The following is a 24,423-nucleotide window of genomic DNA, read 5'->3' on the forward strand; positions in this document are numbered from 1 at the left end:
GAAAGTTGGGTGTATTTCTTCATTGTGTGCTTTCCAATTGCGAGTTGAAAAAGTCCAATGATTCTACGAATACACCTAACTTTTTCAACTAACTACAAATGTGTCGCACTTGGGATTTGAATCTGCGTTTTAATAAAAAACAAACAACTTGAGATAGAAGAAATGACTCAATTGAAGTGGGGTATTGGAGGCGTACTTACGCTTGCTGTGGTCGCAGTAGGGGGGAATCTTTATGCGGATAAAAGTTTGAAGGCTTATTATCAACACAGCACCAAACAGTCGAATGATTTAAAGTTGCAATATCAACAATTTCAAATGGGTGCTTTAAATGGCAGTGCGAACTGGACCGCTGAATTAGTACTAGACCCATGTAAACCGAAAGAAGTGATCCAATTGAAGGGGCAGGATCATATTCAACGGAGTTGGAGTGGATATGCGATTCGTTCAGATATTAATATTACGCAAGCACCCGGTGCACTTCAGTCCTTGTTGAAGGAACCGCTGAAAGTACAAAGCAAAGTGAACTGGTTAGGTACTTTGAATAGTACCTTGACTACGCCAGTGATTACCCGCAATGAAGCTCAACTCCAGTCTAGGTTAGACCCGATGACATTAAAGTTTCGTGCAAAACCGATTGAGCAACAGTTAAAGATCTTGGATTTGCAGCTTGAAATTCCGAATCTAACAGTCACCGATCCAAATATACATTTGCAAATGGTGGGGCTGAAGTTAGAAAGTAACCAAGGGCTGAATGGTGAATATCTTGAGGCGGGTGAAACCAAAATTAAGATGGATCTGCTGAAAATGTCAGATCGAGATATCAATAAACCTACCAATGCCGAACTGAAGAATTTTAGTATAGAAACACAAAGTGAACTGACAGACCGAGTTGTAAACACTGAAATGTTATTGCGTCTAGATGAAATGAAAATGCCTTCAGCGCCCGCTGTCCAAAACGTACAGTTTAATTTTAATGTGCTCGATGTAAACCGACAGAAATTACAGACGCTGTTTGATATTTTAGCGAAAAGTGAAAACAGTTGTTTGGCAAAAGAGGCAATGGAAAAAGATATGGAACCTGCTTTATTGGCTGTGATCAATGAAGGTTTCCGTTTTGAATCCAAAGAGAACCAATTTGCTATCGGGGAAGGGGTTGCACAAGCGAATGTGACGGGACGTATTATGCCGAGTCATCAATCGACGGTGATGGGTATGGTGAAAATGATGCCAAGTTTGATGGAATATAAAGCAGATATTCAGTTTGATAAAAATATGATCTCGCGCATCATGAATAATTATCTGCAAAAGGGGGGCATCAGCATGTCTGATCAAGAGATCGAAAGCATGCTTTCGACGATGCAGAGTTCTGGGCAGGTAAAACGTGAAGGGAATACCATGAAAATGTCAGTTGATTACAAATATGGGCAAACCAATTTCCTGACTGAATAATGCAAAAATGATGGTATAACATATAAAAAAGGGACGCATTTCGTCCCTTTTTTATATCTGAAAATTGTCTAATGCAAATTTAGCGAAGATGAAATGCCAGCGGGTATTTCATCTTCAGTGCATTAGTTTTTTGGATGGGTAATTTTCCACGCACGGTGGATTTTTTGATTGCGCTTGAAGTCAGGCCCAATGGTTTCATTGGTAATTTCTTCGACATCAAAGAACGCCAAAATTTCTTCGTCCATTTCAAAACCACGGTAGTTGTTTGAGAAGTACAAAGTACCGTCCGTGGTTAAACGGTTCATCGCGCGTTTGAGCAAGGATAAATGGTCGCGTTGTACATCAAAGGTACCGTAGAACTTCTTCGAGTTTGAGAAGGTTGGTGGGTCAATAAAGATCAGCTCATATTGCTCATGACCTTCTTTTAACCACTCAAAACAGTCGCTGGCAAAGAACTGATGTTGTTCATCGGCATGATCGACCGTTAAGCCGTTCAAGACGAAGTTCTCTTTAGACCAGTTCAAATAAGTATTTGAAAGATCGACGCTGGTGGTACTTGCTGCACCGCCTAAAGCTGCATGTAAGCTGGCTGTAGAGGTATAGCTATACAAGTTCAAGAAGTGCTTACCACGTGCTTCTTGTGCAATGCGTAGGCGGATTTGACGGTGGTCTAAGAACAAGCCAGTATCTAAGTAATCGGTTAGGTTAACTAAGATTTTTGCTTTGCCTTCCTGTACGATAAAACGCTTAGAAGCAGTACTTTGCTTGGTATATTGAGTTTTACCTTCTTGGCGAGCACGTGTTTTGATAAAAATCGCATCACGGCCTAAACCTGTCACCGCACGAATTGCCTGTAAAGCAAGATTGAAACGCTTTTTGGCTTTTTCAGGATCGATTTTTTTCGGTGGCGCATATTCTTGGACATGTAAGCGTTCGCCATACAAATCGACTGCAACGTTAAAGTCTGGAAGATCGGCATCATATAAACGTAAACAGTGAATGTTTTCTTTCACTGCCCATTTCTTTAAGGTCTGCATGTTCTTTTGTAAACGGTTAGCAAAGTCTTCAGCGCCTTCAATTGCTTCAAACTGTTGCGGTTGCCATGTTTCCAAGAACGGCTTGATCACTGCAACAGGTTTAACTGAACCTGAACGCACGTAAATTGGCAGTTTACCATTCATTAAACGCATGGTTTGCGGGTCATTCAGCGCCAATACATCGGCTTGCTCAACGGCTGCTGCGATAACTGCTGCGGTTTGATTTGGGAAGTTCTTTTGCAGTAAAGCAGATAAGCCTAAATATAAAGCACGGTTTGAAGCTTTATCACCTAAACGCTCACCATAAGGTGGGTTGGTCACAATAAAGGCTGTTTTTCCTTCGGCTTCAAAGTTCGGCCAGTCGGCTAAAGTCCGTTCTTCGATTTGGATCTGGTCAAGTACACGTTCAAAACCAGCAGCAATAATATTTTGCTTGGTGGCTTTTACTGCTTCCCAGTCTGCATCAAATGCGTAGAACTTAGGAAGAGGTTGTTCCAAGGCTGTTTGATGGCGTTCAGCTGCTTCCGCTTTAATGCTCATCCACAGATCATGGTCATGGCCATTCCAGCCATTGAAACCGAAACGACGAACTAAACCAGGTGCGCGGTCAGTCAGCATCATCAATGCTTCAATAATGAACGTCCCTGAACCACACATGGGGTCAAGGAAAATATCGGGTCTTTTTGCAAGGAGCTTGGCTTTTTGTAAAATCGCAGCGGCTAAGTTTTCTTTAATTGGGGCATCGGTCATATAACGACGGTAGCCACGTTTATGCAATGAATCACCAGATAAGTCTAAACAGTAGGTGTGTTCAGTTTTTCCTGCGAGTGCATAAATGGTAATTTCAGGTTGCTTAATATCAATACTTGGACGCTTACCGACAGCTTCCATGAATGAATCCACGATACCGTCTTTTACACGTAAAGTTGCAAACTGGCTGTTCACCTTAATTTCACGTTCAATATGTAAACGAACGGCGAAGGTGCTTTGTGGTGCAAAAATCAGCGACCAGTCAAAGTTCATTGCACCTTCGTAGAGCTCTTCAGCAACATCACGTGCGTCATGGCTAAATTCCAGTTCATGGACATGAATTGGTGTGAGTACACGTGACGCAAGACGCGACCACATACAAATGCGATAGGCATGTTCCAGTGTACCTTTGAAAACTAAACGCCCAGGAAAACGTTCAATGTTTTGAACACCTAAACCTTCTAATTCTTCTTGGAGTAAGGTTTCTAAGCCATCGGCACACGTAACCCAATAGCTGCTTAAACGCGAAGCGGTTTTCATAAATTTGAGAGACCAAAATAAAACAAAATAAACTCGCTAAAGTTTAACGTATTTTGCCTCTGAATGGTTTTTTAAATATGCCTCTACTCAGCGGAAATATCAAAATAAATGAATCACCATGTGAACAATAACGTTTTTGGTACGTATTTTGCTAAATCCTTGCAAGTTTAATTTGCTGACTGATTTCTGATAGATCGTCAGTAAATATTTTTCACTTGAAAGGGGATGAATATGTCGACCAAGTTAGATCGCGGTGTTGTAAGTCATGCTGATGCTTTTTCAATTGCAACTTTACTTTATGCACGTCTGCGCCGTGTATCGGGGCGTGTAATTGATGTGATGTATTTGGTGGAAAATCCAAGTTATGCACGTCAGATGGCAGAGCTTGCTTTAAGTACGGAAGATGCTGAACTGATTCGATTGGTGAGTCGTTTAGACAGTGTCATGGATGTTTTTAACTATGAAGAAACAGCCGTGATCGAAAAACCTAAACAGGTCGACACGACACGACATGAGTTGGAAGCCACTGAAGAAGAAATCTACCGTGCCCAAGTGTCACATCACTATATTGGCGCTTTACGATAAGAATCGCTGAAGTTGGATCGCTCTCGCAAGAGAGCTTTTTTAAATGTCCGCTTGGGATAAATGAGATAAGAAACTCTATAGAATTGATATTTATAGCAATTTGATGAACTCTGAATTTAGCTAATTTAGCCTTTGATGGTTTAATTTAACTGGTTGAAATAATAGATAAGAATTTCATAATCTTAGTTTTGAAGACGATGATAATTAAGGCAATTGTTTTAAACTGAGGTCCAAATCAAAAAGAAAATCTGTATAATGCGTTAACTTAACGTACAAGGAATCTCTCATGCACTTGGCAGCATTGCATACTCCGAGTCAGATTCAACTCAACCAAGATGGTCATCTCAAACACTTCCTCACCATCGAAGGTCTTTCTAAAGAAACTCTTACAAAAATATTGGACACCGCGCAGTCCTTTTTTAATGACCAAAATCAGCTGATTACCAACAACCTCTTAGAAGGTCGAACGGTAATGAACCTTTTCTTTGAAAACTCAACCCGTACTCGTACCACTTTTGAAGCAGCGGCAAAACGTCTTTCTGCAAATGTATTAAATATTGATATCGCACGTTCAAGTACTTCCAAAGGGGAGACGCTCAGAGACACTTTGTGGAACTTAGAAGCGATGGCTGCGGATATTTTTGTGGTACGTCATTCTTCGTCGGGTGCGGCACATTTTATTGCCCAAACCGTTTGTCCGCATGTTGCAATTATCAATGCAGGTGATGGCCGTCATGCGCATCCAACACAAGCTATGTTGGACATGTTGACCATTCGCCGTGAAACCAAAAAGAAATTTGAAGATATTTCAATTGCCATCATTGGTGATATTAAACACTCACGCGTGGCGCGTTCAGATGTTGCTGCATTACAAACATTGGGGTGTAAGGACATTCGTGTAATTGCACCGAATACACTGCTGCCATATGGTTTTAATGAATATGGTGATGGTGTGCGTTTATTTAATAACATGGAAGCAGGGATTCAAGACTGCGACGTGATTATTACCTTACGCATTCAAAATGAACGTATTGATTCGCCTGCGCTGTCATCTCAAGCTGAATTCTACAAAATGTACGGTTTAAACAAAGAACGTCTTGCAATGGCAAAACCTGATTGCATCGTAATGCATCCGGGACCTATGAACCGTGGTGTAGAGATTGATTCCAGTATTGCCGATGGTCCACAGTCTGTGATTTTAAATCAGGTGACCAACGGAATTGCTGTACGTATGGCAGTTTTGGCACTTGCAATGCAAGGTCAACTGCAAGAGCAAGGTTTGTTAGACGCAATTGCGGTATAAGGAATAAGTCATGACTGTTGTAAAAATTGAAAATGTACGTGTTCTTGACCCAATTCATCAAACAGATACGGTTCAAACGGTGTATATCGAAAATGGCAAGTTGGTTGCTGAAACAGCCAATGTCACTGAAACAATTGATGGTGAAGGCAAGTGGTTGATGCCAACCATGGTGGACTTATGTGCACGCCTACGTGAGCCAGGTCAGCAACAGCACGGGACATTAAAATCAGAAGGTCGTGCTGCGCGTGAAAATGGTATTTTGCATGTGTTTACACCGCCAGACTCAAAACCGATTGTGCAAGATAATGGTGCTTTGATTCATGGTCTGATGGAAAAAGCGATGCTGGATGGCGGTATTTATCTGGAAGTGATTGGTGCTCAAACCCAAGGCTTACAAGGTAAGCAACCTGCAAATATGGCGGGTCTCAAAAAGGGCGGTTGTACAGCCGTTTCAAATGCCAATGCGCCTTTCGCAGATGACGATGTGGTGCTGCGCACTTTAGAATACGCAGCAGGTCTTGGTATGACGGTGGTGTTTTATGCCGAAGAACCGCAAATTGCTAAAGATGGCTGTGTCCATGAGGGCTTTGTGGCATCGCGTCAGGGCTTACCAACCATCCCTGCGATTGCCGAAACCATTGCCATTGCCAAGTATTTGTTAATGATTGAAGCGACGGGTGTTCGTGCTCACTTTGGCTTATTGTCTACAGGCGCTTCTGTCGATTTGATCAAAATCGCTAAAGATAAAGGCCTGCCAGTCACTTGTGATGTGGCAATGCATCAGCTGCATTTAACAGATCAGCTGATTGATGGCTTCAACTCACTTGCACACGTCCGTCCGCCACTACGTGCAGAGTCGGATAAAGAGCTTCTTCGCCAAGGCGTGAAAAGTGGCGTGATCGATGCGATTTGTACGCATCATGAACCGCTGAGCAGTTCGGCAAAGCTGACACCATTTGCTGAAACACAACCGGGCATCACCGCTTTTGATACCTATGTAGCTTTTGGTGTGCAATTGGTACGTGAAGGTTTATTTAGTCCTTTGGAATGGGTCGAAAAAGTCACGATTGCACCTGCCACGGTAGCCAATATGCTTGAACGTTGGACTGCTGAAGCAGGCTGGGTATTGGTTGATCCTGAGTTAGACTGGATTGTGAATAAAGACAATATTTTGTCGCAAGGTAAAAATACACCTTTGATCAATCAAGTGGTGAAAGGAAAAGTTCTAAAAACTTTTGCAGCTTAAATATTGCATTAAATGTGGATTAAAAAGTCAGCTTCGGCTGGCTTTTTTATTGGGCCTAGATAAAACTGATGCAAATACAATATTTTACAAAGTATAAAAAATGAACAGATAAACTGGAAAATGACGATGAAAACAATGAGAAAAAGTGGGGTAAGACTTCATGAATGTCGATTTTATGGATTTACTAAAACAAAATGTCTCTGCAATTGTTTTAGAGGGTGATACACAACATTTACTTGAAAAAAATCAAGCAATTCAATCCTTTTTACCAATTTTACTGTCTATATTAAAGTCAAAATCTGAACTGATTCCTGCATTTCAGCAGCAGTTGAATCCACGTCTCAATGATGCTTTTGCCTCGAATGTCAGTCTCAAGCAACAGTTTTTGGAGCATGTCCGCGGGGCAGCACCCGCAGATGAAATTGAAAGTACCTTGAGCCGTTCGATTACACCTGCATTAGCATTTTTAGCCACAGAGGCAGGCTCTTCAGAACCTGAAGCGATTTCCCATTTACTACAAGTCAACACAGATTCCATTAGTCGTGCGTTACCTGAGTGGGCAACTGCATTACTGGCCGGATTGGGGGTAAATATCTTACAAGGACAAGCTACACATGTTGCACCTGCAAGCGTACATGCTACAAAAGTAGATGAGAAACGGTCATTTTTACTGCCAGTTTTGGCTTTAATTATTTTTGCGGCATTGTTTGCTTTTATTTTTAGAGCCTGTACCGAAAAAGCCACAACTGAAACAGCACCTGCTGCAAATGTGAATTCCAGCCAACCTGCTAAATTTCAAATCACCACAGGGGCAACAGGAGATTTGGTCACTTGCCAAATTTTCTCAGCCAATGCGGCTTATGTTGAAATTTTGCAAAAAGAAGTAAAGCAAATTTTTAATAACAGCATCGGCTGTGGTGCCGATATGCAGAGTATGTATCACACTGAATTTATCGACCAAGATGCGATACCCAGTGTAATCAGTGCATTGAAAGGTGTGCCGAATGTAAATTTAACCTGGTTTGGCAATCAGTTATCGATTCAATCACAAGATCCAACCAATGCACTTAAAGTGGCAGATCAAATTAAACCTTTACTGCGTAATATGACAGTTGTGACGCAGCAACCACTGGATGTCAATCGTGCCGTGGATACCAGTATTAGTGATGCTGAGCGTGCGCTGGCAGAAATTAATCCTGAGCAAGTTCGAGCATTAGATGTTGCCACGGCATTGAATTTGCAAATTATTAACTTTGATACAGCTTCATCGACGATACCTGATGTCAATAAGTCGATCTTGGATCAGGCCGCAGCGCTGATGCAAAAAGCACCGCAAGTCAAACTGACCGTGATGGGGCATACAGATGCAACGGGAGATGCGGCAGTCAATAAAACTTTATCGCAAAATCGAGCACAAGCGGTGGTGGATTATTTAATTTTTAAAGGCGTCGATCCTGCGCAGTTGAGAGCGATTGGTTATGGGCAAGAAAAGCCAATAGCAGATAATCAAACCGATGAAGGCAAATTTAAAAACCGTCGTATTGAGTTTGAGGTTTTAAATACAGACTCGGGTGTGGTGCGTGAAGTGGATGATCGTGGTGTTGAAAAGGCCAACTAAACGATATTTTAACCCTGCTACGGCAGGGTTCTTTTATATAGCTACTCGCATAAAAGCTTATTTTTTGGTTAAATACGCTGCGAAAAACAACAGCCTTATGGTTTTATAACAATGATGAAGAAAACAATTTTTGCCAGTCTAATCTTGAGCAGTTTATTTTTAAGTGCTTGTAACCGAACCGAGAATAAAACAGAAACGGTTGCTGAACCGCAAGAAATGTCAGATTGGAGTTGTACGGCTCCTGCCAACGTTGAACAAATTCAAGCGCATTTAAAAGCTGAATACTTAAAAGCCCTAGACCGCCGTCTGCGTGATAGCCGTGAATATGAGGCCGATGAAAAATTATTAACACAGATTAATAACGGTATTCGCTTTGAAATTAAAGGGATTTCAACGACTACAGAAAAGCCTGAAACTGCGAAGCAATTGGACTGCGAAAGTCAGTTGGTGGTGATTTTCCCGAAAGGTTTACAGAAACGTGCTGAAAATGCGTTTTTGGCGCGTCCATGCGAAGAGTGTGAGGACGGTTATCAAAGTACTTTGCGTGATGTCTTAGAAGAGGGGGAATATTCACTCAACTTAGACAACGATCAGCTACAAGGTGCATTTAGCTATAACATCATTAAAACGGATAAAGAAGGCATTAGCCTCAATGTACCGAATCAAAATGGTGTGATTGATGGTGTAGTGTTGGTGACTCAGCATGCGGTTCAGTTTGCGGCGTATGAAAAAGAAAATGCCGAAATACAGAAAAATATAAAACAATATAATGAGCAAGAAGTTGCGCAGATGGAACTGGCACAGAAAGCCATGAATATTCGTAAGAAGGAATTGGACGCTGACCAAGTCAAAGTGGTGGAACGTCTGAACCAAACTTGGGACAATTTCACTGAGGAACAAAAACAGCAGCTACAACAAGACCAAACGGAGTGGTTTGAAAAGCGTGATGTGGACTGTAAAGTGATTTCCCAAAAAAGTGTCTACCAAATGACGGATAGTGAAAAAGAAACCTATCAAAAGCAGTCGCAATATTGGGATGATGCTTTACGTGCCCAAGATCAACAATTGCAATATACCAAGTGCTTTAATCAAAAAACTAATGAGCGCATTGTGTATTTAAATAATGTGTTTAATTAGTTGGGCTACATTGAAAATATGCTTTATAGAATGAGAAAAGGACGAATATGATTCGTCCTTTTTTATTTAGATTGTGTTTTTTGTCCTCGTTTAGAAGGTAGGTGGCATATAGGTCAGGCTGCGGCCTAAAATCCAAAGCAGGAACAGCACCAAAGGTAGGTGGAAAACCAATTGAGTGACGGTAAAGCCGATTACATCTTTGGCTTTTAATTTGAGAATGCCGAGCATGGGCAGCATAAAAAATGGGTTGATTAAATTCGGCAAGGCTTCAGCAGCATTATAGATTTGCACCGACCAGCCTAAATGCACTTTCAAATCATGTGCAGCTTGCATGACATAGGGTGCTTCAATAATCCATTTACCGCCGCCAGAAGGAATGAAAAAGCCTAAAATGGCAGAATATAGGCCCATCACAATGGCAAAGGTTTCTTTTGAGGCAATCGAAACAAAAAACTCAGCAATATAATGTGATAGTGATAAATCATGACTGTTCAAGGCTTGCGTCATCATAAAGGCGATACTGCCATACAGAGGAAACTGAATAAGAACACCTGAGACCGCTGGCACGGCTTTAGTGACAGCATTGAGGAAATTTCGTGGCGTACCATGCAGTGCAATACCCAGCATCAGGAAAATAAAGTTGTAGGTATTTAGGCTTGAAATGGCCAAGATCGGATTGCTTTTGCTGAACTCATTGAACATCCAAACTAGACCCAAGAGCACAATCAAGATACTCAATAAAGGCGAGTTCTCTAACCAGTCTCCTGGGCGTTTTGTGGTTGGTGTTGGTTTAGCTTCTTCTTCAAACTGGATAGGGAATTGATCAATGGTTTTAATGTCTTGCCCTTTGGGTGCAGACCAAAATGCAATAGCAATCGAGGCAATAATCAATACAGCCGTCATGATCATCGACTGTGGCAAGAAAATGGTTTCGGTAAAGGGAATCACACCGGTTAGATTGTAAATCGATTCGGGCAGGCTGGCTTTGTTGGCTTGCAGTTGTGCCGCAGAAGAACTAATACCTAAGGCCCACGTTGCTCCCATACCAATAATCGCGGCAGCAGCAGCAGCACGATAGTCCATATTCAGTTCTTTGCGTTTAGCTAAAGCAATCACCAGCAGGGCAGTCAGTACTGTACTCATGGCCCAGTTAATCAGCGAAATTAATAAACTGACCGTGGCAACAAGTACAATTGCACCACGTCCACTATGGGGGATTCGAGCCATTTTTTGAATCAGCAGCTCCACAGGCTTTGAAACAGAAACCACATAACCAACCACAATCAGCATACACATTTGTAAGGTAAAAGGGATCAGACTCCAAAAACCATCACCAAAGGAAACAGCGACATCTTTGGCAGGTGCGCCAATGCTGATCGAAGCAATCGCGACGATCACGACACCCAATAGGGCAAAAATATAAGAGTCTGGAAACCATTTCTCCGACCAATCACTGACACGTAGTGCAAAACGTTGCAAAATATTTTGAGAGTTTTCCATGCATTGATTCCATTTTTATCTATGAGGTATGAATTTTTGATTCAGCCTATCCGTGCTGATAGAAATGCCTTTAAAACAGGATCGCTGCTTTAAAGGCATTGGATTATTTTTTCTATTGTATAAAGGATGTTGAATTAACGGATCAGAGCAACACCTGTCACTTTTTGAATGTCTTCAAAACTGACATCTTTCGCCAGTTCAACTAATTTCACACCTTCCTGCGTAATGTCCATGACACCGAGATCAGTAATCACGCGATGTACGACATTTTTGCCTGTCAGGGGCAGGCTACATTGCTCGACAATTTTCGGCGTACCGTCTTTTGCAGAGTGTTCCATGAGCACCACCACTTTTTGTACTCCAGCAACCAAATCCATCGCACCGCCCATGCCTTTGACTTTTTTACCCGGAATCATCCAGTTGGCCAAATCGCCATTTTGTGAGACTTCCATTGCCCCTAAAATGGCGATATTGACATGACCTCCACGGATCATGGCAAAAGAATCTGCACTAGAGAAAAATGCGGCGCCCTGACGTGCAGTAACAGTTTGTTTTCCAGCATTGATTAAATCGGCATCGACTGTTTCGGCTGTTGGAAACTCGCTAATACCTAACAATCCATTTTCAGATTGCAACCAGACGTTGACGTTTTCAGGAATATAGTTGGCCACCAGTGTGGGTAAGCCAATGCCTAAATTGACATAAAAACCATCTTCCAGCTCAAGCGCTGCACGTTGTGCCATTTCATTACGAGACCAAGCCATGGGTTAAGCCTCCTCTTTTAATGTGAGTTGTTCGATACGTTTTTCAGGGGTTGCATTCAGCACAATGCGATTGACATAAATACCTGGCAGGTGAATCTGGTCAGGGTCTAAAGCGCCAATTTCAACAATTTCCTCAACTTCGACAATGCAGACTTTTCCAGCCATCGCACATACAGGGTTAAAGTTTTGTGCGGTTTTACGGAAAATTAAGTTACCTGCAGTATCAGCCTTATATGCCTTAACGAGTGCAATGTCAGCGGTGAGCGAGTTTTCTAGAATATAAGGTTTGCCATTAAACTCACGCTCTTCTTTGCCTTCGGCAATGAGTGTGCCGACACCCGTTGCGGTAAAGAAAGCGGGGATACCCGCACCGCCAGCACGGAGTTTTTCTGCTAGCGTGCCTTGAGGGGTGAGTTCCACTTCAAGCTCACCACTTAAAAACTGACGTTCAAACTCTTTGTTTTCGCCTACATAAGAAGCAATCATTTTTTTGATTTGTTTGCTTTCTAATAAGAGACCTAAGCCGAAACCATCGACGCCTGCATTGTTTGAAATACAGGTGAGGTTTTTCACGCCCGTTTGTCTTAAGGCCGTAATTAGACTTTCTGGAATACCGCATAAACCAAAGCCACCAACCGCTAGGGTTTGACCATCTTGAACCACATCTTGCAGTGCATCCTTTGCACTTGAATAAACTTTATTGACCATAGTGTTCTCGTTATCAATTGAATGGCTTAGGCACAGCGCTTTTGCCAGTAGGCATTGGCATAATTAGATGGATTGGTGCGTTGTAGTACTTGGCTGATGTTCTGGCTGGCAATCATCAGTGCATCAAGATCAATCCCTGTGTCATAGCCCATGTTGGAGAGTAGGTAGTAAAGGTCTTCTGTGGAGACATTGCCCGATGCGCCTTTGGCATAAGGGCAGCCACCTAAACCTGCGATGGACGAATCAAATACACGAATGCCTTGTTCTAAAGACTGGTAAATATTGGCAATCGCCATGCCATAGGTATTATGAAAATGTCCTGCTAAACTCGCGGCATCCATTTCAGCTAAACATGCCTGCCAGACTTTTTTCACGCGGTCTGGTGTCGCCGTGCCAATTGTTTCACCTAAGGACACTTCATAGCAGCCCATGTCGAGTAAACGTTGACTGACGTGTGCAACTTTGCTCGGTGCAATTGCGCCTTCATAGGGGCAGTCGACAATACAAGACACATAACCACGCACTTTGATGTTATGGGCTTTAGAGGCAGTCATGATGTCTGCAAATTTTTCAAAGCTTTCATCAATGGAACAATTGATGTTTTTTTGGGTAAAGCTTTCGGAGGCTGCAGTAAAAACAGCAACCTCCTGACAGCCGACAGCCAAAGCAGATTCAAACCCTTTCAAGTTCGGAGTCAGTAAACTAAAACTGATATTCGGATCTTTGGGTAAGCTGGCAAAGAGTTCGTCACTTTGTGCCATTTGTGGAACCCACTTTGCAGAGACGCAAGAGCCTACTTCAATGGCACTGAGTCCTGTCTGCATTAAATCTAAAATCAGTTTACGACGGTCATCCAAGGTGAGCGGTGTCTTTTCATTTTGCAAACCATCTCGCGGCCCGACTTCGACAATTCTGACAAATTCACTCATGCGGCACCTTCCAAGCTTGAAAACTCAACCAATTCATCACCCGCTTTGACCTGATCACCGACTTGGAAGTAAGCCGCAGAGACAATGCCATCATGTGGAGCACGAATTGAATATTCAATTTTCATCGCTTCCAGCGTGAGGAGGACATCATCTTTTTTCACTGCGCTGTTGTTTTGTACCAAGACTTGCGTGATCACACCCGGCATTGGTGCTTTTAAGTTGTTGGCATCAGAAGCATCATCTTCCGTATTAAAGTTAGGCTGAATATGTGCAAATTTATAGCTTTGACCGTCTGCATAAAGGGTTAGGCCCTGTGCATTTGAACTATAAGCATAGGTCTTTTTGCTTGTTGCACATTCAATTTTAGCTAAATGTGCCTCTAACAATTCACCCTGAATGAAAACGCTATGTCCATTGTACTTTGCTGTAAAGCCTTTTGCCGCTGGGCTGAAATAGACTTTATGTTCTTCATCGTTCAGTGCCAGTTTAATGGCATAGCTAGCATTAATATTTAAACGCCATAGAGACTCGGCTTGCCATACAGGATTTGCAGCTATTTTATTGCTGGCAAAGCGAGACAAGAGTTCAATCAATGCCGCCGTGATGATGAGCTCTGAAGAGGCAGTTTCATTGTGTTGCAGTAAAAATGCTTCTTCACGTTGAATTAAGTTGGTGTCTAGGTTGGCGGTTTTAAACGATTCTGAACGGACCAAACGGTCTAAGAATGCAATGTTATTGCCTAAGCCATCGACATGAAATTGACTCAGTGCATGGTGCATTTGAGTGAGTGCTGCTTCACGATTCTTTGCCCAAACAATTAATTTGGCAATCATTGGGTCGTAAAAGGTCGTGATTTCATCCCCTTCAACAATGCCACTGTCTACGCGGACATGCTCATTTTGCTGAGGGTAGTGCAGGTAGTGGATTTTCCCAATCGCAGGTAAGAAACCTTTTTCAGGCTCTTCAGCATAGACACGCGCTTCTAATGCATGACCATGAATACTGAGCTCGTGTTGTTGTTTAGGCAGCGGTTCACCAAAAGCGATACGTAGTTGCCATTCCACCAAATCTTGCCCTGTAATCATCTCTGTTACAGGATGCTCCACTTGCAGGCGAGTATTCATTTCCATGAAATACGCCGTGCCGTCTTGTTCCACAATAAACTCAACTGTCCCTGCACCGACATAATCCACTGCACGTGCTGCATCAATAGCGGCTTGGCGCATGGTTTCGAGTTTTGACTCTGCCATTTTGGGTGCAGGTGCTTCTTCTAATACTTTTTGATGGCGACGTTGTACCGAACAATCGCGTTCAAAGAGGTGCACATAGTTACCATGTGTATCACCAAAAACTTGCACTTCAATATGGCGCGGTTGTACTACATAGCGTTCAACCAAAACATCGTCATTGCCAAAGCTTGAACGCGCCTCACTTTTACATGAAGCCAAATGGCTTAAAAAGTCTTCGCCTCGATCAACCAAACGCATGCCTTTACCACCACCGCCAGCACTGGCTTTAATCAGTACAGGGTAGCCAATGGCATCGGCTTGTTGTTTTAAAAAATCAGGATCTTGGTTGGTGCCATGGTAGCCCGGTGTCAGCGGTACACCTGCTTTCTCCATTAAGGATTTAGAAGTGGCTTTGAGGCCCATGGCTAAAATGGCATCTACAGGTGGGCCAATAAAGACAATGTTGTTTTCTTGGCAGGCATTGGCAAATTGGTCATTTTCAGACAAAAAGCCATAACCTGGATGAATTGCTTCAGCACCTGTGTCTAAGGCAGCTTGAATAATACGTTCAATTTGTAGGTAGCTTTGTGCAGCAGGGGATTCGCCGATATAAATGGCTTCGTCGGCTTGTTGCACGTGCTGCGCCTGAGCGTCAGCATCTGAATAGACTGCAACGGTGGCAATGCCCATTTTTTTTGCAGTTCGGATCACACGACAAGCAATTTCACCACGGTTCGCAATTAAGATTTTATTAAACATATCGATATCCTTTCTTGTTGTTATGCCGTCGTCTTGATCCAGACTGGACTGTGTTTATTTAAAAAAGCATTTAAGCCACTTTTCGCCTCTGATCCTTGGCGTACATGGGCAATATGTTGTGCTGTTTGCAACAATAATGCTTCGGTTAACACTTGCTGGTCGACCATTTGGATGAGTTGTTTTGAAGACGTTTGTGCTTCTGGCCCACCCAAAAGTAAGGCATCGACCATTTCTGCGACTTTTTCATCTAACTGTTCAGCATCGGCCACTACATGCGCCAGACCAATGTGTAGGGCTTGCTCCGCAGAAATACGCTCTGCGGTTAAAAAGTAGCGTGAAGCCTGACGTGCACCAATCGCACGAATCACATAAGGGCTAATGGTTGAAGGGGCTAAACCTAAGCGCACTTCAGAGGTTGCAAACTTAGCATCACTGCTTGCGACACAAATATCACAGGCAGAAGCCAGGCCCATTCCACCACCAAAAGCAATGCCTTGCACACGGGCAATGGTTGGTTGTTTTAATGTTGCTAAACTTTGTAGCATTTTCGCCAGTTTTAATGCATCGGCTTCATTTTCAGCCTGTGAGGCTTGTCCTGCTTCTTTCATCCAGTTCAGGTCAGCACCCGCTGAAAAGCTTTTGCCACGTCCAGCTAAAATCACCACACGTACATCATCACGTGTGTTGAGTTCGCTAAAGCAGCGGTGCAGTTCTTCAATCACTTGAGTATTGAAGGCATTATGCATTTCTGCACGATTAATCCATACCGTTGCCACTTGGTCGCGTTGTTCGAGTTGTAAATATTGAAAGCTCATCACTCATCTCCTACATGCGGAACACGCCGAATTTGGTCGGTTGGATGGGTGCATTTAAGGCTGCGGCTAAACTTAAACCGAGCACCTGACGGCTTTGTGCAGGATCAATCACACCGTCATCCCACAAACGCGCCGATGCATAATATGGATGGCCTTGGCGTTCAAATTGGTCACGGAAGGGCTGTTTAAAATCATCTTCTTCTGCCGCAGACCAAGACTCGCCACGTTTTTCGATTTGATCACGCTTTAAGGTCGACAATACACTTGCCGCTTGTTCACCACCCATGACCGAAATACGCGAGTTCGGCCATGTCCACATGAAGCGTGGAGAATAGGCACGACCACACATACCGTAGTTGCCTGCACCAAATGAACCACCAATCACAAGGGTAAGTTTCGGGACATTTGCGGTTGCAACAGCCATGACCAGTTTGGCGCCATTTTTGGCAATGCCTTCATTTTCGTATTGGCGACCGACCATAAAGCCAGTAATGTTTTGAAGGAACAGTAGGGGAATATTGCGCTGCGTACAGAGCTCAATAAAGTGAGCCCCTTTTTGTGCAGACTCTGAAAATAAAATACCGTTGTTGGCAATAATGCCAACGGGCATGCCATATATTTTGGCAAAACCTGTGACTAAGGTGGTGCCAAAGCGAGCTTTGAATTCATCAAAACGTGAACCATCGACAATGCGCGCAATCACTTCACGAATATCGAATGGCTTGCGTGCATCACTTGGCACAACACCATATAGTTCTGTTGCATCAAATAACGGTTCTTCAATCTCTGTTGCACGCGTATGTGGTGCTTTATTCAGGTTGGCTACGATGTTACGAGCAATGGCAATGGCATGTTCGTCGTTCTCAGCCAAATGATCCGCCACACCAGACAGGCGAGTATGCACATCACCACCACCTAAGTCTTCACTGCTAACCACTTCACCCGTTGCTGCTTTCACCAATGGTGGGCCACCTAAGAAAATCGTCCCTTGATTACGCACAATAATGGTTTCATCAGACATGGCAGGTACGTAAGCACCCCCAGCTGTACAGCTCCCCATGACCACCGCAATTTGGGCAATTCCCATGCTTGACATGCGTGCTTGGTTATAGAAAATACGGCCAAAGTGATCACGGTCAGGGAAAACTTCATCCTGCATCGGCAAATATGCACCGCCTGAGTCCACCAAATAAATACAGGGCAGATGGTTTTGCTCCGCAATTTCTTGAGCACGTAAGTGTTTTTTCACCGTCAATGGGTAGTACGTGCCGCCTTTCACTGTCGCATCGTTGGCGACGATCATGCAGGTCACACCATTGACCTGACCTACACCAGCAACGACACCAGCCGCAGGCACATCGTCTGCATAGACGTTTTGTGCTGCCAACTGACCAATTTCAAGGAATGCGGTGCCTGCATCAATTAACTGATCAATACGATCACGTGCTAATAGTTTTCCGCGTGCCAAATGTTTTTGTCGCGCCGCTTCACCACCGCCTAAAGCAATTTGTTCTGCTTTTTGCTTTAAGTCATCGACCAATCTTTGCATCGCGGTTTGGTTGGTTTTGAAGTCTTCACTTCGAATATTGATCTTGCTATGTAATTGATTCATCACGAACATCCTTGTCATTTTTATTGTTGTGGAGGGTTAAGCTGTTTCATTAAACAGTTCACGGCCAATCAACATACGGCGAATTTCAGAAGTTCCCGCGCCAATTTCATAGAGTTTTGCATCGCGCCATAGACGGCCTGCAGAAAATTCATTGATATAACCATTTCCACCTAAGGTCTGAATGGTTTCACCTGCCATCCATGTGGCTTTTTCCGCGGCATATAAAATTGCACTGGCTGCATCTTTACGTAGGCTACGGCTATGGTCAGCCTTGTCGCACTCAGCACCCACAGCATAAACCAACGCTTTACATGCCAACCAAGTCGAATACATATCGGCAATTTTGCCTTGCATCAACTGGAACTCACCGAGCGCTTGTCCGAATTGTTTACGGTCATGGATATACGGAATCACGGTGTCCATGCAGGCATCCATAATGCCTAAAGGACCTGCGCTTAAAACCGCACGCTCATAGTCCAAACCACTCATGAGCACTTTCGTGCCGTTTCCTACACCGCCCATCACGTTTTCTTTTGGCACTTTCACGTTGTCAAAGAACAGGGGGTAAGTGTTCGAACCGCGCATACCTAACTTGTCTAAATGTGTGCCGTGGCTAAAACCTTCCATGCCTTTTTCTACAAGGAAAGCCGTCATGCCTTTAGCACCTGCATGCAGATCAGTTTTGGCATACACCACAAGTACATCAGCATCACCACCATTGGTGATCCACATTTTTGAACCATTTAACAGGAAGTGATCGCCACAATCTTCAGCTTTGAGTTTCATGCTGACTACGTCTGAGCCTGCGTTTGGTTCAGACATGGCAAGTGCACCGACATATTCACCTGAAATCAGCTTAGGTAAATAGCGCTGCTTTTGTTCTTCGCTGCCATTTCGGTTAATTTGATTCACACATAGGTTAGAATGTGCACCATAAGAAAGACCTATCGAAGCTGAAGCACGTGAGATTTCCTGCATGGCAATGATATGCGCTAAATAACCTAGGCCTGTACCGCCATATTCTTCACTGACGGTTAGACCGAGTAAGCCCATATCGCCAAATTTTTTCCACAACTGAGCCGGAAATTCGTTGTTCTGATCGACTTGTTGAGCAATAGGAGTAATTTCTTTGGCACAAAAAGCCGCAACGGAATCACGCAGTGCAATGAGTGTTTCATCTAAACCGAAATTTAAGCTTTGTAGGGTCATTTCTTCATTCGTCCTATGAGTGTATTTATTGTTCCTGATAAAGCATTTTTGTTGTGCTTGATTTTTACAATACATCGAATTTTTAAAAAAGTGAACTAAAATTCACAAATTGATTTACAATTCATTTTATCTGGTTGAGAATAGAATTATGAGTTATAAAAGATCATCGTTGATGCAAGAGCGAATGGAACAAAATCGTGAAGCGATTTTGCAATCCGCTCGTGAACTTATTGCTCAAGGGGGGATTAAAGACGCGCAAATTCAAGCAATTGCTGAACGCGCGGGTGTTTCGAGTGGTTTGGTGTATCGATACTTCGATAACAAAAGCCAAGTGTTAATTGAGGTTTTGTCTGAGGCCATTCAGCATGAGGTGAAAATTTTAAATCACATTGCTGAAAGTGAGCTTACGTCAAAACAGAAATTGGACAAGGCGGTAACCACGTTTGTGAAACGTGCCATGAATAGCCCCCAACTTGCGTATTCACTCATGTTTGAGCCAGTCGATGCTGAGTTAGAACATGAACGTTTTCGCAGTAAACAGCTGATTAAACAGAGCATCAAAGAAATACTGGCCGCAGGGAAAATTAACGGTGAGTTTGGATTTGAAGATTTAAATACCGCAGCACTTTGTGTGGTCGGCGCCATGACTTTTGTGGTGATTGAGCCTTTAAATCCGTCTCGAAATGTGATGTTTGATCAAAACTATAAAGACTACTTTGTGAAACAAATTGCCGAATTTTGTGTCAATGCAGTTCAGGTTCAGGAGGAAAAATAGTAGCAGGTGTGAACACAAAGGCTTGGTGTTTGAAGGGAAGTAGTCATAGAACAATTAAAGTTGAATAACAAGATTACAATGAATCAAGGAGATCGATTCGATGACACAAGAACGGTTAAGTTATGCCTATGGAACGAGCAGTCAGCCCCTATTAGGCATGACAATTGGTGAGAAATTTGATCAGGCTTGTCAGCAGTATGCGGAACAAGATGCTGTTGTCAGCCTGCATCAAAATGTCAGACTCACGTATAAGGAATTACAAGCTCAGGTCAATGCGTTTGCCTGTAGTTTACTAAAACTGGGCTTGAAGAAAGGCGATCGACTTGCGATTTGGTCACCGAACTGTGTGGAATGGACGATCACCCAGTTTGCTGCGTTTAAAGCAGGCATCATTTTAGTCAACTTGAACCCTGCCTATAAAAATAATGAGCTCGAATATGTGTTGAATAAAGTCTCTTGTAAGGGCTTGGTCATTGCATCGCAATTTAAAAGCACGAATTATCAAGATATTCTAATGAAAATTGCCCCTGAAATTAAAGGTGCTGAAAATAAAGTGTTAAAGGCAGAACGACTGCCACATTTAAAATATATTATTAAAATTGATGAAGAAGAACATACGGGTTTGCATCGTTTTAGTGATTTGCTTACTCCCCCCAGCAAAAGACAGCTCAATCAATTAGAGCTCGTTGCAAGCGAATCGCAGTTTGATGAAACCATCAATATCCAGTTTACTTCGGGCACCACAGGTAACCCGAAAGGCACAATGCTGACACATAATAATATTCTAAATAATGGTTATTTTGTTGGTGAAGCCATTCACTTAAGTCCTGCCGATCGAGTCTGTATTTCTGTACCGCTCTTTCACTGTTTCGGTATGGTGATGGGCAATTTGGCCTGTATTACGCATGGTTCAACCATGGTCTATCCATCGGCGGTGTTCAATCCTTTAGAAACGTTAAAAGCCATTCAGCAAGAAAAATGTACGGCCGCATACGGTGTACCGACCATGTTCATTGCCATTTTAGAGCATGAACAGTTTGATGCTTTTGATCTTTCTAGTTTACGTACAGGCATTATGGCGGGTAGTCCGTGCCCACGTGAAATTATGCAACGTGTTATTGATCGGATGCACATGTCCGAAATTACCATTTGCTATGGTATGACTGAAACGGCACCAGTCAGTGCACAAAGTTCAACTTCAGATTCAGTTGAACAACGAGTCGGAACCGTAGGGCGTGTCCATCCACATCTTGAAATTAAAATTGTTGATGAACAAGGCAAAGTTGTGCCGCGCGGTCAGTTGGGTGAACTGTGTGTTCGTGGCTATTCGGTAATGTTGGGGTATTGGGAAGACCATGAAAAATCGCAAGAAGTGATTGATTCAGCACGTTGGATGCATACGGGCGACATCGCAGAAATGGACGAAGCTGGCTTTGTGAAAATTAAAGGCCGAATTAAGGATGTGGTCATTCGTGGCGGAGAAAATTTATTTCCGAAAGAAATCGAAGACTTTTTATACACCCATCCTGATGTGAGTGATGTCCAAGTCATTGGTCTGCCCGATGCACGTTATGGTGAAGAATTATGTGCTTGTATTATTTTACATGAGCATCATGAAATTACTGAAGAGTCGATCCGTCAGTACTGTGCGGAACACATTTCACACAATAAAGTTCCACGTTATGTGCGGTTTTTTAATGAGTTCCCAATGACAGCTTCGGGCAAAGCGCAGAAGTTTAAATTGCAGGAATTTATGCGTAATGAACTGGATTTGAAAGAAATCGCATAAGGTTGAAGACGGACTTTCCTTTGCTGGATTGAAGCCGAAGGAAAGTCCGAAGTGAAAAGCAAAAGGAATAGCATATGCACCTGAGAAATGATTGGACTCGAGCTGAAATACAAGCACTCTACCAACAGCCTTTTTTAGATTTGGTCTTTCAAGCACAGCAAATTCATCGTCAGTACTTTGAAGCAAATGCGATTCAAGTCAGTACTTTACTGTCGATCAAAACAGGTAAATGCCCTGAAGACTGCAAATACTGTTCACAGTCTGCGCGTTATGACTCAAAGCTTGAAGCTGAAAAAAGAATTGCGGTTGAAAAGGTCATTAGCGAAGCACAGCAGGCGAAGGCCTCGGGTTCTACACGGTTTTGTATGGGCGCGGCATGGCGCAATCCACATGAACGCGATATGCCTTATGTCTTGGATATGGTGCGTGAAGTTAAAGCACTGGGCTTAGAAACTTGTATGACTTTAGGCATGTTGAATGCTTCACAAGCCGAACGTTTAAAAGGTGCAGGACTCGATTATTACAACCATAACTTAGACACGTCTCGTGAATACTACCCAAATGTGATTAGTACCCGTAGTTTTGATGACCGTTTGGATACCTTAAGTCATGTTCGAGAAGCAGGTTTAAAAGTGTGTAGTGGCGGGATTGTTGGCCTAGGTGAAGAGACCAAAGATCGAATTGGTTTATTGTTTGAATTGGCGACTTTACCGATACATCCTGAGTCTGTGCCGATCAACATGCTGGTTCCAATGCAAGGTACGCCTTTGGCAGAAGTTGAAAAGTTAGATGTGACCGAGTGGATTCGCACTATTGCAGTAGCGCGCATCACTATGCCGAAAAGCTATATTCGTCTGTCCGCAGGACGTGAATCGTTGTCCGATACCGACCAAGCTTTGGCTTTTATGGCAGGTGCAAATTCACTGTTTTCTGGTGAAAAATTGCTGACTACGCCAAATACAGCACAAGGCAAGGATCAACAACTCTTTCAAAAACTGGGGCTACATGCAGAAAAAGCCAAACCCCAACTTGCTGAGTTAACGGTCGATGCTATGGCTGTGGCTTAAGTGCTAGAACATGCGGTGATGAAAGTGTAGATTTAGGGCGACGAATAAAAGTAGATGAGTGAACAATAAAATGGCGAAAGACTTTCAGAGTCAAACTGTAGTGGATGGTTATGATCAACATATTCGTAAGCTCATTCCAGGATATGAGTTGGTCCATCTGCAAATTCAAGCCATTTTAAAAACACATCTACCAGAACATGCGCATGTATTGATTGTGGGATGTGGTACAGGTTATGAGCTTTCATATTTGTTGGCGCAGCATCCAACGTGGAGTTTTACCGCGGTTGACCCATCTTTGACCATGATTGAAAAAGCGCAGCAGTTATTGAGCGAGACCCATAGTGATTTAACGCGGGTTCACTTTGTGCATGGTGATACGACGGCATTACAGGAAAGTGCACAGTTTGATGCCGCTTTAGCCATATTGGTGGCGCATTTTATACCACTTGAAGCAAAGTTATTTTTCTTTGCCGACATTTTACGCTGTCTTAAAACACAAGCTATTTTACTGAGCTATGACCTGATGAGTTCTAGTGATGACACTGAACTCAAGGTTCTACAAACCTTATGTCAGAGCAATGGTTTGACGGTGGTACAGAGTGAAAAAATGATTGAGCGGCTACAACAAGATTTTTATTTGGTCTCGGCCAGCCAGATGCAAGAGCTTCTAACTAAAGTTGGATTTCATGAAGTACGAACTTATAGTCAACTGTTGAATTATTATGGTTTTTTTGCACAAAAGTAAAAACCAATGGCAGTGAAAAGATACATTTTAAAGATAAGAATGAAGGAATATATATGGCAGCCTATTATCAACTTTTAAATCGTGAGCAGCATAGTGATGGGAGCTGTACGGCGTCTTATCTTTCCAATATTCATGCACAAGGCGCATGGAACCCGCATGAACAGCACATGGCACCTGCAACAGGGGTTTTGTGTGCAGAGTTAGAGCAGTTTCAACCACGTGATGAGATGCGCATTGGACGCGTGAGTTTAGATATTTTTGGACTGATCGCTTTTGGTGAGTTTACGGTGCATACCCGTGTCATTCGGGCTGGAAAAACCATTGAACTGATCGAGGCGGAAATGCAAGCAAACGGGAAGACTTGTATTGTGGCCCGTGCTTGGAAAATGATGAAGCAAGATACCAGTGCAATTGCAGGGCTGGAAGATCAACCGATTGTAGATCCTGAAACTTTGCCAGTATGGGATGGGATGAAATGTTGGCCGGGTGGTTATATCCAGAGTATTGAGACACGTGCGGCAGAAGGGCACCGTGCGGGTAAAGGCATTGTCTGGTTACATAATGATTTGGACATGGTAGAAGCTCAGGAAACATCAAGTTTTGTGCGCTTATTGGGTATGGTGGATACAGCCAACGGTATTGTCCCACGTCAAAATCCAGCATCTGGATGGGGCTTTCCCAATTTAGACCTACAACTGCATTTACACCGTTTACCCCAAGGGAAATGGTTAGGTTTGGAAGCGACGCAGCAATATGGTGATGATGGTATCGGTTTAACCAGTGCGGTTTTGCACGATGAGCAAGGGCCATTTGGTCGTAGTGAACAGATTTTGACTCTTCGTAAGTTTTAGTTGGTC

At 43.1% G+C, this 24,423-nt stretch carries 20 protein-coding genes; 11 read left to right on the plus strand and 9 right to left on the minus strand.

All coding sequences use genetic code 11. From position 1 onward, the window contains the following. Positions 1-162: 162 nt before the first annotated feature. The gene (locus tag HYI04_RS06675; RefSeq protein ID WP_005400585.1) at positions 163-1,449 is read left to right on the plus strand and encodes a DUF945 family protein; all 1,287 of its coding nucleotides are present in this window, start codon (positions 163-165) and stop codon (positions 1,447-1,449) included. A 122-nt stretch (positions 1,450-1,571) separates the two neighbouring features. On the opposite strand, the gene rlmKL is transcribed toward HYI04_RS06675, so the two are convergent. Further along, complete coding sequence (gene rlmKL / locus HYI04_RS06680) at positions 1,572-3,776, minus strand: bifunctional 23S rRNA (guanine(2069)-N(7))-methyltransferase RlmK/23S rRNA (guanine(2445)-N(2))-methyltransferase RlmL (protein ID WP_004696190.1); 2,205 nt, start codon at positions 3,774-3,776, stop codon at positions 1,572-1,574. Between the two features lie 231 nt (positions 3,777-4,007). Here rlmKL and HYI04_RS06685 point away from each other — a divergent pair, with 231 nt between their 5' ends. The 5 genes from HYI04_RS06685 to HYI04_RS06705 all read left to right on the plus strand — a co-directional run bounded on the left by HYI04_RS06685 (position 4,008) and on the right by HYI04_RS06705 (position 9,665). Continuing rightward, positions 4,008-4,361: a hypothetical protein gene (locus HYI04_RS06685; protein ID WP_004696191.1), complete on the plus strand. Its 354-nt coding sequence runs from the start codon at positions 4,008-4,010 to the stop codon at positions 4,359-4,361. A 286-nt stretch (positions 4,362-4,647) separates the two neighbouring features. Next, positions 4,648-5,664: an aspartate carbamoyltransferase catalytic subunit gene (locus tag HYI04_RS06690; RefSeq protein ID WP_005400586.1), complete on the plus strand. Its 1,017-nt coding sequence runs from the start codon at positions 4,648-4,650 to the stop codon at positions 5,662-5,664. A gap of 10 nt (positions 5,665-5,674) precedes the next feature. Then, positions 5,675-6,910, plus strand: a complete 1,236-nt coding sequence (locus HYI04_RS06695) for a dihydroorotase (protein WP_005400587.1) — start codon at positions 5,675-5,677, stop codon at positions 6,908-6,910. A 160-nt stretch (positions 6,911-7,070) separates the two neighbouring features. Further along, the gene (locus tag HYI04_RS06700) at positions 7,071-8,528 is read left to right on the plus strand and encodes an OmpA family protein (protein WP_005400588.1); all 1,458 of its coding nucleotides are present in this window, start codon (positions 7,071-7,073) and stop codon (positions 8,526-8,528) included. Between the two features lie 114 nt (positions 8,529-8,642). After that, positions 8,643-9,665, plus strand: a complete 1,023-nt coding sequence (locus HYI04_RS06705) for a hypothetical protein (protein WP_005400589.1) — start codon at positions 8,643-8,645, stop codon at positions 9,663-9,665. 90 nt (positions 9,666-9,755) lie between these two features. Here HYI04_RS06705 and HYI04_RS06710 read toward each other — a convergent pair whose 3' ends face one another. The 8 genes from HYI04_RS06710 to HYI04_RS06745 all read right to left on the minus strand — a co-directional run bounded on the left by HYI04_RS06710 (position 9,756) and on the right by HYI04_RS06745 (position 19,190). Next, on the minus strand, positions 9,756-11,165 hold the full coding sequence (locus HYI04_RS06710; protein WP_078388951.1) for a short-chain fatty acid transporter: 1,410 nt from the start codon (positions 11,163-11,165) through the stop codon (positions 9,756-9,758). A 134-nt stretch (positions 11,166-11,299) separates the two neighbouring features. Beyond that, complete coding sequence (locus HYI04_RS06715) at positions 11,300-11,929, minus strand: CoA transferase subunit B (protein WP_039890071.1); 630 nt, start codon at positions 11,927-11,929, stop codon at positions 11,300-11,302. 3 nt (positions 11,930-11,932) lie between these two features. After that, on the minus strand, positions 11,933-12,637 hold the full coding sequence (locus HYI04_RS06720; protein ID WP_039890073.1) for a CoA transferase subunit A: 705 nt from the start codon (positions 12,635-12,637) through the stop codon (positions 11,933-11,935). A gap of 26 nt (positions 12,638-12,663) precedes the next feature. Beyond that, the gene (locus HYI04_RS06725) at positions 12,664-13,566 is read right to left on the minus strand and encodes a hydroxymethylglutaryl-CoA lyase (RefSeq protein WP_005400592.1); all 903 of its coding nucleotides are present in this window, start codon (positions 13,564-13,566) and stop codon (positions 12,664-12,666) included. Further along, positions 13,563-15,554 carry an acetyl/propionyl/methylcrotonyl-CoA carboxylase subunit alpha gene (locus tag HYI04_RS06730; protein ID WP_005400593.1) on the minus strand — a complete coding sequence of 664 codons (1,992 nt, stop codon included), beginning with the start codon at positions 15,552-15,554 and terminating at the stop codon, positions 13,563-13,565. The genes HYI04_RS06725 and HYI04_RS06730 overlap by 4 nt, the downstream gene beginning before the upstream one ends. 20 nt (positions 15,555-15,574) lie before the next feature. Next, positions 15,575-16,369 carry an enoyl-CoA hydratase/isomerase family protein gene (locus HYI04_RS06735; RefSeq protein ID WP_010327113.1) on the minus strand — a complete coding sequence of 265 codons (795 nt, stop codon included), beginning with the start codon at positions 16,367-16,369 and terminating at the stop codon, positions 15,575-15,577. A gap of 10 nt (positions 16,370-16,379) precedes the next feature. After that, a complete protein-coding gene (locus HYI04_RS06740; RefSeq protein ID WP_005400595.1) occupies positions 16,380-17,981 on the minus strand; it encodes a carboxyl transferase domain-containing protein in 1,602 nt (533 codons plus the stop codon). A gap of 36 nt (positions 17,982-18,017) precedes the next feature. Continuing rightward, the gene (locus tag HYI04_RS06745; RefSeq protein ID WP_005400596.1) at positions 18,018-19,190 is read right to left on the minus strand and encodes an isovaleryl-CoA dehydrogenase; all 1,173 of its coding nucleotides are present in this window, start codon (positions 19,188-19,190) and stop codon (positions 18,018-18,020) included. 148 nt (positions 19,191-19,338) lie between these two features. On the opposite strand from HYI04_RS06745, the gene HYI04_RS06750 reads away from it, so the two are divergent. The 5 genes from HYI04_RS06750 (at position 19,339) to HYI04_RS06770 (ending at position 24,417) form a co-directional block, all read left to right on the plus strand. Beyond that, positions 19,339-19,965, plus strand: coding sequence for a TetR/AcrR family transcriptional regulator (locus HYI04_RS06750; protein ID WP_029575068.1), 627 nt, complete (start codon positions 19,339-19,341; stop codon positions 19,963-19,965). Positions 19,966-20,065: 100 nt separating this feature from the next. Continuing rightward, entirely contained in the window at positions 20,066-21,754 is a 1,689-nt protein-coding gene (locus tag HYI04_RS06755) for an AMP-binding protein (protein ID WP_159152896.1), read from the plus strand. Positions 21,755-21,828: 74 nt separating this feature from the next. Further along, positions 21,829-22,821, plus strand: coding sequence for a biotin synthase BioB (gene bioB, locus HYI04_RS06760; RefSeq protein WP_159152897.1), 993 nt, complete (start codon positions 21,829-21,831; stop codon positions 22,819-22,821). A gap of 70 nt (positions 22,822-22,891) precedes the next feature. Continuing rightward, positions 22,892-23,566 (plus strand): class I SAM-dependent methyltransferase, encoded by a 675-nt coding sequence (locus tag HYI04_RS06765; RefSeq protein ID WP_159152898.1) that lies wholly within the window; start codon positions 22,892-22,894, stop codon positions 23,564-23,566. 53 nt (positions 23,567-23,619) lie between these two features. Then, positions 23,620-24,417, plus strand: coding sequence for a thioesterase family protein (locus tag HYI04_RS06770; RefSeq protein WP_159152899.1), 798 nt, complete (start codon positions 23,620-23,622; stop codon positions 24,415-24,417). Positions 24,418-24,423: the final 6 nt, after the last annotated feature.

This window comes from Acinetobacter sp. SwsAc2, from assembly GCF_013391465.1.
Lineage (GTDB): Bacteria > Pseudomonadota > Gammaproteobacteria > Pseudomonadales > Moraxellaceae > Acinetobacter > Acinetobacter johnsonii.

Excerpts from the sequence above, each read along its gene's own strand:
- HYI04_RS06675 (WP_005400585.1), top strand. The coding sequence starts at position 163 with ATGACTCAATTGAAGTGGGGTATTGGAGGCGTACTTACGCTTGCTGTG.
- rlmKL (WP_004696190.1), bottom strand. The coding sequence starts at position 3,776 with ATGAAAACCGCTTCGCGTTTAAGCAGCTATTGGGTTACGTGTGCCGAT.
- HYI04_RS06685 (WP_004696191.1), top strand. The coding sequence starts at position 4,008 with ATGTCGACCAAGTTAGATCGCGGTGTTGTAAGTCATGCTGATGCTTTT.
- HYI04_RS06690 (WP_005400586.1), top strand. The coding sequence starts at position 4,648 with ATGCACTTGGCAGCATTGCATACTCCGAGTCAGATTCAACTCAACCAA.
- HYI04_RS06695 (WP_005400587.1), top strand. The coding sequence starts at position 5,675 with ATGACTGTTGTAAAAATTGAAAATGTACGTGTTCTTGACCCAATTCAT.
- HYI04_RS06700 (WP_005400588.1), top strand. The coding sequence starts at position 7,071 with ATGAATGTCGATTTTATGGATTTACTAAAACAAAATGTCTCTGCAATT.
- HYI04_RS06705 (WP_005400589.1), top strand. The coding sequence starts at position 8,643 with ATGAAGAAAACAATTTTTGCCAGTCTAATCTTGAGCAGTTTATTTTTA.
- HYI04_RS06710 (WP_078388951.1), bottom strand. The coding sequence starts at position 11,165 with ATGGAAAACTCTCAAAATATTTTGCAACGTTTTGCACTACGTGTCAGT.
- HYI04_RS06715 (WP_039890071.1), bottom strand. The coding sequence starts at position 11,929 with ATGGCTTGGTCTCGTAATGAAATGGCACAACGTGCAGCGCTTGAGCTG.
- HYI04_RS06720 (WP_039890073.1), bottom strand. The coding sequence starts at position 12,637 with ATGGTCAATAAAGTTTATTCAAGTGCAAAGGATGCACTGCAAGATGTG.
- HYI04_RS06725 (WP_005400592.1), bottom strand. The coding sequence starts at position 13,566 with ATGAGTGAATTTGTCAGAATTGTCGAAGTCGGGCCGCGAGATGGTTTG.
- HYI04_RS06730 (WP_005400593.1), bottom strand. The coding sequence starts at position 15,554 with ATGTTTAATAAAATCTTAATTGCGAACCGTGGTGAAATTGCTTGTCGT.
- HYI04_RS06735 (WP_010327113.1), bottom strand. The coding sequence starts at position 16,369 with ATGAGCTTTCAATATTTACAACTCGAACAACGCGACCAAGTGGCAACG.
- HYI04_RS06740 (WP_005400595.1), bottom strand. The coding sequence starts at position 17,981 with ATGAATCAATTACATAGCAAGATCAATATTCGAAGTGAAGACTTCAAA.
- HYI04_RS06745 (WP_005400596.1), bottom strand. The coding sequence starts at position 19,190 with ATGACCCTACAAAGCTTAAATTTCGGTTTAGATGAAACACTCATTGCA.
- HYI04_RS06750 (WP_029575068.1), top strand. The coding sequence starts at position 19,339 with ATGAGTTATAAAAGATCATCGTTGATGCAAGAGCGAATGGAACAAAAT.
- HYI04_RS06755 (WP_159152896.1), top strand. The coding sequence starts at position 20,066 with ATGACACAAGAACGGTTAAGTTATGCCTATGGAACGAGCAGTCAGCCC.
- bioB (WP_159152897.1), top strand. The coding sequence starts at position 21,829 with ATGCACCTGAGAAATGATTGGACTCGAGCTGAAATACAAGCACTCTAC.
- HYI04_RS06765 (WP_159152898.1), top strand. The coding sequence starts at position 22,892 with ATGGCGAAAGACTTTCAGAGTCAAACTGTAGTGGATGGTTATGATCAA.
- HYI04_RS06770 (WP_159152899.1), top strand. The coding sequence starts at position 23,620 with ATGGCAGCCTATTATCAACTTTTAAATCGTGAGCAGCATAGTGATGGG.